An 11491-nucleotide genomic window follows, 5' to 3' on the forward strand; every position below is an offset into this window, starting at 1 on the left:
AACTCAAACAGGCTGTAGCCTTTCTGGAATTGGATTTTGCTTTTGGCCATGATCTCGCACCTCGATAACTGTACGTAAGATCAGTATAGTTCGTGGTAACTGACTGCTAATCATGGGTAATCAGGTTCCATTTTGTTCAATGGGAAAAGATATTGGTACCGTCATTGCACAAAGCACGATGTGAATATCACATGAACAACACCGCGTATTTCAAATAAAAGTTGCCTTGGCATCAATAAGACAAGGGTGATAAATTTGGCCCTAAAAATAGAGGTTTGTTATCTGATGGACATTTTTCAATCCGTCTTCCTGGCCTTGATCCAGGGATTGACAGAGTTCCTGCCCATCTCCAGCTCTGCGCACTTGATATTACCCTCCAGGATCTTCGGCTGGCAGGATCAGGGCCTGGCGTTTGATGTCGCCGTCCATGTCGGCACCCTGTCTGCGGTCGTCATCTATTTTCGGCGCGATGTCGGCGCCCTCATCCAGGGTTGGCGGCGCTCATTGCGCGGCCAGCGCACGGAGCAGGGCCGTCTCGCCTGGCTGTTGATCCTGGCCACCATACCAGCGGCCGTCATGGGCCTTGTCGGCAAGGGATTCATTGAAGGCAGCGCACGCTCGACCCTGGTGATATCCATCAGCACCCTCCTCTTTGGCCTGTTGCTCTGGTATGCGGACCGCAAGTCCACGCTCGCCAGGGAGATGAAAGATATCGGGGTCAAGGACGCATTGAAAATCGGCCTGGCGCAGGCCATCGCCCTGATCCCTGGTACTTCCCGTTCCGGTATCACGATGACAATGGCACTCTTGCTGGGTTTCGATCGCCGTACGGCCGCGACATTCTCCTTTCTGCTGTCCATTCCCATCATCACCCTTGCCGGTCTATATCTGGGCTGGCAATTGATGACGAGTCCAGCAGACATAGACATGGGTGAATTATTGGTCGGTATTGTCGTCAGCTTTGTCGCCGCCTATGCCTGCATTCATTATTTCTTGAAAATAATAGAGCGCATGGGGATGCTGCCATTTGTCATTTATCGCCTGGCACTCGGCGTACTGCTGCTTGTCTTCAGCCTGCAATAATCAGGAGACTGAATCATGATTGCATCATTGGAAAATAGATCCTTCATGCTTGCCCTGGCCATCATCAGTGGCTTTTTCATCTGGATGCTGATGCCATTTTTCTCTGCTATTTTCTGGGCCTGCATGATTGGTGTTCTCTTCCTGCCCATCAATGAGAAAATCCGGCATCAATTCAAGTTGGGGAAAAATGGGGCATCACTGCTGACCCTGTTGCTGTGCGTGGTGGTGCTGATAGTGCCCGTTCTCTTTCTTGGTTGGTCCTTCATGAAAGAGATCAATGGTCTTTATCAGACCATGCAGGCGGGAAAGATTAATTTTGGTGAATATCTGGACACCATCAAGGCCTCCTTTCCCGCGCTGCACGACATCATGAGTTCCCTTGGGATAGATTATGGTGAGGTCAGGAATCAGTTGACCAATGCGGCGGTATTTATTACGCGCTACATAGCGCAGCACGCCTTCAGCGTGGGGCAAGGGGCATTCAGCCTGATACTCGATATCTGCATCATGCTGTATGTCGCCTTCTTCATGATCAGAGACGGCCAACATCTGGTCGAGAAGATCATTGATGCCCTCCCCCTGGGCAATCGCCGGGAAAGGTTGATGCTTGCCAAGTTTTCCGAAGTGGCCAGGGCCACCATGAAGGGGAATTTTGCCGTCGCCATCTTGCAGGGTCTGCTGGGCGGGATCATCTTTGCGGTCCTGGGCATCCAGGGCCCGATAATATGGGGCGTGGTCATGACGCTGTTATCCATGATCCCCGTCGTGGGGGCTGGCCTTATCTGGGGGCCGGTCGCCGTCTATCTGTTCGCGTCCGGCAACCTGGTGGATGCGGTCATACTGACCCTCTTTGGCGCCTTAGTGATCGGCCTGGTCGACAACATCCTCAGGCCCATCCTGGTGGGCAGAGACACCAAGATGCCCGATTATCTGATCCTGCTCTCCACTTTGGGAGGCATCATTGTATTTGGTATCAATGGCTTTGTGCTGGGGCCCATCATTGCCGCACTCTTCATCACCACCTGGTTGATCTTTGCCGATGAATTGGGCCGTGACAGCCAAGTCAATGAGCATAATGCTCATGAATAATATCGGGCAGAGAGGGATATGGACTAGGTGCCTATTTGATGAGCAGAGGCATGCCAGATCTATTGCCTCTCCCCCGCCTTAGGTCATGGTGGCGATACTCGCCACCCTCTATTTAACCAGTTTTGATATATAGGGAATATTTCTCATCCTGTCTTGCCAGGGCAAGCCATAGCCGACGAGCAACGCGTCATCTTTCATCTCAAACGCATAATGCTGTGGTACTGGAATATCTATTCGGCCTGGCTTGACCAGGAGTGTCGCGATCGAGAGGGACTTGACCCCATAGTGACCACGGATATGCTCCACCAGGCGCTTCATGGTCCCGCCTGATTCGATGGCATCATCGATCATGATGACATCCCTGCCCTCAATGCCGATATTGTCATGAAATACGATATCAGACTGGTTATGCCTCTCCCCCGGTATATGGGGGCAAGAGATATAGTCCATGCATATATCAAAATCAAGCTGCCTGACCAGATCGGCGGTAAACAATATGCCACCTGGGACTATGGTGATGATGACGGCATCCCTATAATGTTCGTTCAATTTTTCAGCCACTATGGTCACGCCTTGCCGGATCTGCTGCTCACTCAGTACCAGCTCACCAATATTGCTATTTCTCATGATAACCTCTACCGGAAATGGATATTTCTTCTGCGAACGATGCGTGACACTGCCCGTGCTCTCAAGGCGATTGTCCGAGATGGCGTGTATGATTTTATTCTAAATCAAACATGATTCTCGCCTCATTGGGCAACCAGTGAAGTGAGTCAGAGAGCCACCGTTTGGTTCGTGGACTGGCCTTGGCCAAGGTGACAACCGTCTCGGCATCTCGCTCACCCGATATCAGAATGTCACAGCCTGGCTGGCTGGTGTTACCCGTCGATCTCTTCACCTGTATGGAGACCCCCTGGCGGGGAGCTATCTCCGTATCGAACACACGTATGATGTTCTCTGATGTATTTCTTGCGATGATATCAACATCCTTGAGAACGCCGCCCATATAGGATGGAACAAAGCAGCCGGACTCTTCAAAGATCTTTGCCGTCAGGGTTTCCAGTTCGGTACTGCTCAAACAACGAATAATATCTTGCGCTGTTGTCACCGGCATAGCATCGATACCAACCAGGTGTTGCAATGCAAGAACATTTCCATAGTCGGTAATCTCCCTGAAAGTCCCCATATAATAATAGGCGTTTGCCGACATGCTGGATAATATCAAGGGGATCTCACTGAAGGGATATTTCCTCATCGCTTCGACCGGCAGAAATTTCACATAATCGCCAGCATCAGCATATCCGAACTTTTTCGAGCATCGAAAAAATTGAGCCTCTGCCACTGGACGCAATATATGCAATTCAGCCTGATGCAGCACTATGATGAAGGCATTCTCTGGATGATCAGAGCACCAGAAAAAATTTCTTCCTTGTTCTTTGGCCGATCCTTCACGTTCAAATTGTGCTCTTGTGTCTGCCCTGAGATCAAAAAAGATCGGGACCGCCATACACCCTATGGGGGTGTCGCCATTGAGGCATCTCTCTGCCAGGGTATTTGCCCTGCCCAACTTGGCATAAAAGAAGCGATGACGCTTCGGGTCTCTCATGGTCGCACATCCTCTCGCTACACCCGATACCAGGCGATGGGCAGGCAGGGCAGATGTTGCCGCCATCACCGCAAACCGGATGTCCAGGCGACAGGAGGCGCCCGGTTTCCCCTCCTGAAAACCACTCACAGTGGCGCATCAAGCCGCCACTGGCCCGCTTGTCTATGGCGGTGTCAGCCGATGGCCATCATAACCGGCCAGACGGCGGAAGGAAGTCGAGAGCGGGGAAAAACGAACGCAGATCACGTCATGAGTGCCGCTCATTGTGGGGGACAAAGCGGCATACCATGGCTCAACGGTCCCTGAAAAACGGGTGTCACGGGCGATGCAAGGCCCCATTTGCCACCGGGGGCGCTGACGGCAGGGGGGGTGGGCGATCCCCTTTAAGACCTCCTGATTCAGTCCCGATACAGGCACGCCTGCTAGGATGCTGATTGACTCTCCCCGATATAAATTCTCTAATTGACAGCCTGGAACCCCATGATCGTGCACCTTATGAAAATATTGTTGGTCGAAGACGACAAGCTGCTCAATCACCATCTCACCACCCTGCTGACCGAGGCACAGAATCAGGTGCATGGCACCGACAGCGCCCAGGTGGCGCTGCACTATGCCGAGGACTACCCCATAGACGTGGCCATCATCGACCTCGGCCTGCCGGACATGGATGGCCTGCAGCTCATCAGAGAGTTGCGAGAGCGGCAGATTGCCTTCCCCATCATAGTGCTGACCGCCCGCGGCAATTGGCAGGACAAGGTCGAAGGGCTGGAGGCGGGGGCCGATGACTATCTGGTCAAGCCGTTCCAGAAAGACGAGCTGCTGGCCCGTCTCAATGCCCTGGTGCGGCGCAGCGCCGGCTTCATTTCCCCCAGGGTGCAGGCAGGGGACTATGTGCTGGATCTGTCGCGCAAGGAGCTGACCATCGCCGATGAGGTGGTGGTGCTGACCAGTTTCGAATACCTGATCCTGGAATACCTGATGCGCAACGCCCGCCAGGTGGTCTCCAAACAGCAGCTGCTCGATCAGCTCTATGGGGATGGTGAAGGGGACCCCAACACCATAGAGGTGATGGTGAGCCGGCTGCGCAAGAAACTGGATCCGGAAGGGACCATACTGCCCATCTCCACCATCCGTCGTCAGGGTTACATCTTCAACCTGTCATGCAGCTGACGCGGGCGCGGCCCCAAACATGGCGGGACCTTGCCCCGCCCCCATCGAGGTGACCGGAGCCATGATGCTCATTCGCCGCTCACTGCTGGCCAAGATGATGCTGAGCACCATGCTGGTCGTCGCCCTCATCCTGGCCTTCTCCGTCTATGCCCTCTACCTGGCCAAACAGGAGGAGCTGGCCAAGCGGACCAGCACCCAGATGCAGGAGAATCTCTCCAAGCTGTTCTCCGCCAAGCTCCCCAACCAGCCCGGGCAGGCCGGATTCGACGACCTCAGTCCGATGGCGGTCGATCCCTCCCTCGATACCCTGATCTGCCGTGCCGATGGCCAGATGAGCTGGTCCAGCCTGCACAAGCCGGAGGTGATCGAGAACAAGCCCACCCTCTGTCCGGATCTGATGCGCTACCTCGGCAAGATGGACCACGACTACGTCTTCAAGCAGATCACCGTAGAGAGCGGCAACAGCTACTTCATCTACAGCCTGCGCTTCATGCGCAACCTGGGTCAGGGCCCCGTCACCTATTACGTAGTGATGATAGATTCCGCCAACCAGTACCAGCAGCAAATACGGGTCTACCTCTATCAGCGGATCCGCATCGCCCTGATCGCCTACCTCCTGCTCGGCGCCCTCTTGCTGCTCACCAGTTTCTGGAGCCTCTCCTCCCTGCGCACCATGGCGCGCCAGATAGACGAGATCCGGGCGGGCAAGCGCGACGCCCTCTCCCAGGACTACGAGCGCGAGCTGACCCCCCTGACCGGATCGGTCAACCAGCTGTTGGAGAACGAGCGTCAGCAGACCCAGCGTTACCAGCATGCCTTGAACGATCTGGCCCACAGCTTGAAAACCCGGCTGGCGCTCATTCAGATGACGACCCGGGACATCCCGCTGGGGCGGGAGCTGCACGACAACATCAACGAGCAGATCCTGACCATGGATCAGATGATCCAGTACCAGCTGCGCCGCGCCGTGACCGGGCGTAAACGCCTCGCCGGCAAGGGGACCGAGCCCGTCCCCCTCATCGAGAAGCTGCTGGCCAGCCTCGCCAAGGTCTATCGCCACAAAAAGCTGCAAACCCGCTTCCAATTCGATGATGACGTCTTCTTCGCCGGTGAGCAGGGGGATCTGATGGAGCTGATGGGCAACCTGCTCGACAACGCCTGCAAGTTCGCCATCGGCGAGATCCGGGTGCAGGTACGCCGCCAGGGCTCGGGCCTGCTGATCGAGGTGGAAGACGATGGGCCCGGCATCGATCCCGCCAAGTCGCAACAGATCTTCCAGCGCGGGGTGCGCGCCGACAGCTCCCCCGGCCAGGGCATAGGTCTGGCGGTGGTCACCGAAATAGTCCACAGCTATGGCGGCGATATCCGGGTGGATGGCTCCCCTCTGGGCGGCGCCAGATTCACCCTGATGCTCCCCTGAGCCCGGACGGGGCAAGACGCCGTCGCGACCGGCAGCCGCCAGTCCAGCCAGCCCCCCTACCAGGAATCCCCTTCGCCAGCGTCCGCTGGCGAGCTCACCTGAAACCCGCAGTGGGAACCACGGACAAAAAAAACCGGCCCATGGGCCGGTCAAGCGAGTTCAGACTCTGTCAGGTGATACACACATTCAATGAGTGACCCGTTACACCACCTCCTGTGATGCCAACGAGTCTTGAATGCGTGGGAGCACTATAAGCGCCATCCCCTTAATCGAGACTGAATCAGAGGCTCATTCCCATGCTCTGGCGCAGATAGGCCCCGGCCCCCAGCAGACCCGGCCCCGGATGGGTGATGAGGAAGACGGGGATCTCCTTGAGATAGGACTTGAAACGGCCCTTGTCTTCAAACGCCACCCGAAAACCGGAGGCGAGGAAGAACTCCTGGAAGCGCGGCACTATGCCACCGGCGATATAGACGCCGCCGAAGGCCCCCAGATTGAGGGCCAGGTTGCCGGCAAAACGCCCCATCAACACGCAGAACAGGCTTAAGGTGCGGCGGCAATCGAGGCACTCCCCCGCCAGGGCTCGCTCGGTGATCTCCCGGGGCGCCAGCTCCGCCGGCTCGCGGCCGTCGGACTTGACCAGGCCACGGTAGAGATTGACCAGACCCGGACCGGAGAGGAAACGCTCGGCCGAGACATGGCCCAGCTCGCCGCGCATCACCTGCAGCACCGCATCCTCTTCCTCGGTGTTGGCGGCAAAATCCACATGGCCCCCCTCACCGGGCAGGCTCAGCCACTGCGCCCCCGCCTTGACCAGGTGGGCGACGCCAAGGCCGGTCCCCGCCCCATAGATGGCCACCGGCTTGTCCGCCTGGGGAGCCTCGCCCCCCAGCTGGATCTTGTCGGCATCCGACAGCACGGGCACCGCCATGGAGACGGCGGTGAAGTCGTTGATCACCAGCAGGCGTGCCAGACCCAGGCGGGCCTGCATCTCGCCGATGGAGAACTCCCAGCTGTGGTTGGTCATGGCGACCCAGTCGCCGTTGACCGGGCAGGCGATGGCGATGCAGGCCTCGCTCACCTGCGCCAGCTGCTCCGCCAGATAGAGGCGGATCACGGCCTCCAGGCTGGGATGCTCCAGCCCGGAATAGGTCTTGGCCTGGGAAATGGTGCCGGTGGCCAGCTCGCACAGGGCAAGCCTGGCATTGGTACCGCCGACGTCGCCGACCAGGGCATGGGTATGCTGCATAATCACTCCTTCGTTACGGGTCGGGGCGACGCTGCGTCCCGAGCTTATTATTTGGCACGGATTCTACCCGAGGCGCCGCCCGACGGGGCGGCCGGAGGCGACAAACGTGCGCGGGCTCACAGTGTTGTTGCTTTGCAACATTTGTAAGCGCTTTCAGGAAGTGAGTGGAAATTTGTAACTAAAATAACGAAATAATTAGACGTGAGTCATACTTTACATGGCCGAGATTAGTCCCGGTAAACGCTTGTCTTGTATAGTCATCATCCTGGTTTTGAACCCGCCCAGCCTGCTATTTAGTGCCAAGACACTGAAGCTAAATTACAAGAAATCCTGGTGGTAATAATGAATACCCTCGATAAGATTACGAACAATTTGGAAAGTTTCAGTAAATCGGAACGCAAAGTCGCCGAGGTGATCCTCGCCTCTCCCCAGACGGCCATCCACTCCAGCATCGCCGCCCTCGCCAAACTGGCCGATGTCAGCGAACCGACCGTCAACCGTTTCTGCCGCCGCCTCGACACCAAGGGTTTCCCGGACTTCAAACTGCACCTGGCCCAAAGCCTGGCCAACGGCACTCCCTATGTGAACCGCCACGTCGAGGCGGAAGATGGCCCCGAGATCTACACCGCCAAGATCTTCGAGTCCACCATGGCCTGCCTCGATGCCGCCAAGAACAGCCTGGATATCTCCGCCATCAACCGCTGCGTCGACATCCTGACCCAGTCCAAGAAGATCAGCTTCTTTGGCCTGGGCGCCTCCTCCGCCGTCGCCCGGGATGCCCAGAACAAGTTCTTCCGCTTCAACATTCCCGTGGTGAGCTTCGATGACATCGTCATGATGCGCATGAGCTGCATCAACAGCAGCGAAGGGGACGTGGTGGTGCTCATCTCCCACACGGGTCGCACCAAGGCCCTGGTGGAGATAGCCGCCCTGGCCCGGGAGAACGATGCCACCGTGATCGGCATGACCTCCAAGGACTCCCCCCTGGCCCGGGAGTGCAACCTGGTGCTCTCCATGGACGTGCCGGAAGACACCGACGTCTACATGCCCATGGCGTCACGCATCGCCCAGCTCGCCCTGGTGGATGTGCTGGCGACCGGTTTCACCCTGCGCCGCGGCATGAAATTTCGTGAAAACCTGAAGAAGGTCAAGGAAGGTTTGCGCGAATCCCGCTTTGATACACCCCACTCCTCCTGAGTCTGTGGGGGCCCCGGGCCCCCGCTAGGTGTGCCTGCCGCCATTGTGTAGTATTGTCGTTTAGCAACAAGATCCCCTCCGATGGCGATCGGGGCTCTGCCCGCCGGGACAGTATTTCAAGTCATATCAACTTCAAACTGGAGTCTTTCATGCCAAGACGTACAAAGATTGTGACCACACTCGGCCCTGCCACCGACCGCGAAGGCATCCTCGAGGGGATCATCCGCGCCGGGGCCGACATGGTGCGAATGAATTTCTCTCACGGCAGTGCAGAAGATCACATCCAGCGGGCCGAACAGGTTCGCACCATCGCCGCCAAGCTGGGCCGCCACGTGGCCATCATGGGTGACCTGCAGGGCCCCAAGATCCGGGTCTCCACCTTCAAGGATGGCAAGGTCTATCTCGCCATCGGCGACAGCTTCATCCTGGATGCCGCCCTCGGCAAGGGGGAAGGTTGCCAGGAGCAGGTCGGCATCGACTACAAGAGCCTGCCCGATGACGTGGTGGCGGGCGACATCCTGCTGCTCGATGACGGCCGGGTGCAGCTGAAAGTGGAGCGGGTCGAAGGCAGCCGCATTCACACCACGGTGACCGTGGCCGGGCCCCTCTCCAACAACAAGGGCATCAACAAGAAGGGGGGTGGTCTCTCCGCACCGGCCCTGACCGAGAAGGACAAGGAAGACATCAAGACCGCCGCCCGCATGAACGTGGACTACCTGGCCGTCTCCTTCCCCCGCTGCGGCGATGACCTGCGCTACGCCCGCGAGCTGGCCCGCGAGGCCGGCTCCAACGCCAAGATAGTGGCCAAGGTGGAACGCGCCGAGACCGTCGCCAGCGATGAGGCGATGGAAGACATCATCCTCGGCTCAGACGCCGTCATGGTGGCCCGGGGCGATCTGGGTGTCGAGATCGGCGACCCCGAGCTGGTGGGCGTGCAGAAGAAGCTCATTCGCCACTCCCGCCGCCTGAACCGGGTGGTGATCACCGCGACCCAGATGATGGAGTCCATGATCAACGCCCCGCTGCCGACCCGCGCCGAGGTGATGGACGTGGCCAACGCCGTGCTGGACGGTACCGATGCGGTCATGCTCTCCGCCGAGACCGCCGCCGGCCAGTTCCCCATCGAGACGGTCACCTCCATGGCCAGCGTCTGCGTGGGGGCCGAGAAGCACCCGAGCCTGAACGTCTCCAACCACCGCATGAACTACACCTTCACCTCGGTGGAAGAGGCGGTGGCCATGTCCACCATGTATGCGGCCAACCACCTGGAAGGGGTGCAGGCCATCGTCGCTCTGACCGAGTCGGGCACCACGCCGCTGCTGATGTCCCGCATCAGCTCGGGCCTGCCGATCTTCGCCATGTCCCCCCATGCCAAGACCCTCGCCTGGACCAACCTCTACCGGGGCGTCACCCCTGTGCTGTTCGATGCCGACGAGAGCCGCCCCGTCTACGAGGTGTGCCGCGAGGCCCTGGACGTGCTCAAGGCCAAGGGGCTGCTCCAGAGCGGCGACATGGTGTTGCTGACCCACGGCGACAAGATGGAAACCGTCGGCAGCACCAACACCTGCAAGGTGATGATGGTCGAGTGATCCCCGCCACCGGCAACCAGAACGGCTCCCTCGGGAGCCGTTTTTGCATGGGAATGACGCCGCTCAGCTACCGCGATAGAGTTCCACCTTGTCACCGTCGCTCAGGGCCCCGGCGCCGCGCACCACCACCCTGTCCCCCGGGGTCAGGGCGCCGCTGATGGCGACCTGGTGCTCGTCACCGAACAAGATGGTGACCGGCACCCGGCTCACCGTCAGGGCATCCCCCTCCCCCTCGACCCGGTACACCACGCTACCCTCGGTGTTGAGCACCAGGGCGTCCCTGGGCAGCAGCATGGCCTGCTGCCCCCCCAGGGGCAGGGCAACCCGCACCGGCGCCCCTATGATGTAGCTGCCCTGAGTCGGCTTGAGTCTCAGCTCGATGAGGCGGGAGACGGGGTCGGCACTGGCCGCCCGCTGGTAATAGCTAGCCTCTCCCTGCAAACCGGCCCCCTCGACCTTGAGCAGGGTGTCGGGGGCCAGGCGCAGGGCCCAGTCGATGGGGGCCTGCAAGCGGATGTCCGGCGCATCCGGGTTGACCAGCGCCAGTGCCTTCTCCCCCGCATCCACATGTTCCCCCGGCTGGATGAAGTGGTGGTTCACCACCCCGGCGAAGGGGGCATGGATCTGGCTGCGGCGGATCTGATCCTCTATCTGGCGCGCCGCTATCTCCGCCAGCTGCAGCGCCAGCTCCGCCTGCTCCATCTCCAGCCTGGCCTTGTCGAACTGGCTGAGGGAGGCATTGTGCTGCTTGCGCAGCTTGTCCTGGCGCTCGAACTCCGCCCTGGCAAAGCGCAGGCTGCTGGCCCACCTGGCCTGCTCGGCCCGGGCCTGCTCCAGGGAGAGGCGCAGCGCCGCGGCGTCGAGGCGCAGCAACACCTGACCCGCCTCGACCCGGCTGCCGAACTCGGCAATCCACTCCACCCGCCCGCTCTGCTCGGCGCTCAGCTCCGCCTGCTGGCGACTGGCGACAGTGCCACTGATCCAGAGGCTGGCTCCGGCATCGCCCCGGGTGACGTCGGCCAGGGTGACCGACTTGGCCCAGAGCGGCAGGCTCGCCATCAGGGCGAGCCCCGCAATCATCTTGTTCA

Annotated in this window: 10 protein-coding genes; 6 read left to right on the forward strand and 4 right to left on the reverse strand. The window is 59.1% G+C overall.

The genetic code is table 11. From position 1 onward, the window contains the following. The first annotated feature begins 285 nt into the window (after positions 1–285). Together ACLHZ1_RS16300 and ACLHZ1_RS16305 are read left to right on the forward strand one after the other, a co-directional pair. Entirely contained in the window at positions 286–1083 is a 798-nt protein-coding gene (locus tag ACLHZ1_RS16300; RefSeq protein ID WP_427262921.1) for an undecaprenyl-diphosphate phosphatase, read from the forward strand. A gap of 15 nt (positions 1084–1098) precedes the next feature. Beyond that, the gene (locus tag ACLHZ1_RS16305; protein WP_427262922.1) at positions 1099–2172 is read left to right on the forward strand and encodes an AI-2E family transporter; all 1074 of its coding nucleotides are present in this window, start codon (positions 1099–1101) and stop codon (positions 2170–2172) included. 108 nt (positions 2173–2280) lie between these two features. Here ACLHZ1_RS16305 and ACLHZ1_RS16310 read toward each other — a convergent pair whose 3' ends face one another. Both ACLHZ1_RS16310 and ACLHZ1_RS16315 read right to left on the reverse strand, forming a co-directional pair. Further along, positions 2281–2799: a phosphoribosyltransferase gene (locus ACLHZ1_RS16310; RefSeq protein ID WP_427262923.1), complete on the reverse strand. Its 519-nt coding sequence runs from the start codon at positions 2797–2799 to the stop codon at positions 2281–2283. Positions 2800–2893: 94 nt separating this feature from the next. Then, positions 2894–3778 carry a hypothetical protein gene (locus ACLHZ1_RS16315; protein ID WP_427262924.1) on the reverse strand — a complete coding sequence of 295 codons (885 nt, stop codon included), beginning with the start codon at positions 3776–3778 and terminating at the stop codon, positions 2894–2896. Between the two features lie 495 nt (positions 3779–4273). On the opposite strand from ACLHZ1_RS16315, the gene ACLHZ1_RS16320 reads away from it, so the two are divergent. Together ACLHZ1_RS16320 and ACLHZ1_RS16325 are read left to right on the forward strand one after the other, a co-directional pair. Continuing rightward, complete coding sequence (locus tag ACLHZ1_RS16320; protein WP_427262925.1) at positions 4274–4948, forward strand: response regulator transcription factor; 675 nt, start codon at positions 4274–4276, stop codon at positions 4946–4948. A gap of 61 nt (positions 4949–5009) precedes the next feature. Then, entirely contained in the window at positions 5010–6368 is a 1359-nt protein-coding gene (locus ACLHZ1_RS16325; protein ID WP_427262926.1) for an ATP-binding protein, read from the forward strand. A 280-nt stretch (positions 6369–6648) separates the two neighbouring features. On the opposite strand, the gene glk is transcribed toward ACLHZ1_RS16325, so the two are convergent. After that, entirely contained in the window at positions 6649–7617 is a 969-nt protein-coding gene (gene glk / locus ACLHZ1_RS16330; protein WP_427262927.1) for a glucokinase, read from the reverse strand. 342 nt (positions 7618–7959) lie between these two features. Here glk and ACLHZ1_RS16335 point away from each other — a divergent pair, with 342 nt between their 5' ends. Together ACLHZ1_RS16335 and pyk are read left to right on the forward strand one after the other, a co-directional pair. Next, complete coding sequence (locus ACLHZ1_RS16335; RefSeq protein ID WP_167335478.1) at positions 7960–8814, forward strand: MurR/RpiR family transcriptional regulator; 855 nt, start codon at positions 7960–7962, stop codon at positions 8812–8814. Positions 8815–8963: 149 nt separating this feature from the next. Then, complete coding sequence (pyk, locus tag ACLHZ1_RS16340; protein WP_427262928.1) at positions 8964–10403, forward strand: pyruvate kinase; 1440 nt, start codon at positions 8964–8966, stop codon at positions 10401–10403. Positions 10404–10466: 63 nt separating this feature from the next. Here the strand turns inward: pyk and ACLHZ1_RS16345 are convergent, their stop codons facing one another. Then, entirely contained in the window at positions 10467–11483 is a 1017-nt protein-coding gene (locus ACLHZ1_RS16345; RefSeq protein ID WP_427262960.1) for an efflux RND transporter periplasmic adaptor subunit, read from the reverse strand. Positions 11484–11491: the final 8 nt, after the last annotated feature.

The organism is Aeromonas sobria (genome assembly GCF_050266975.1).
GTDB lineage: Bacteria > Pseudomonadota > Gammaproteobacteria > Enterobacterales > Aeromonadaceae > Aeromonas > Aeromonas sobria_B.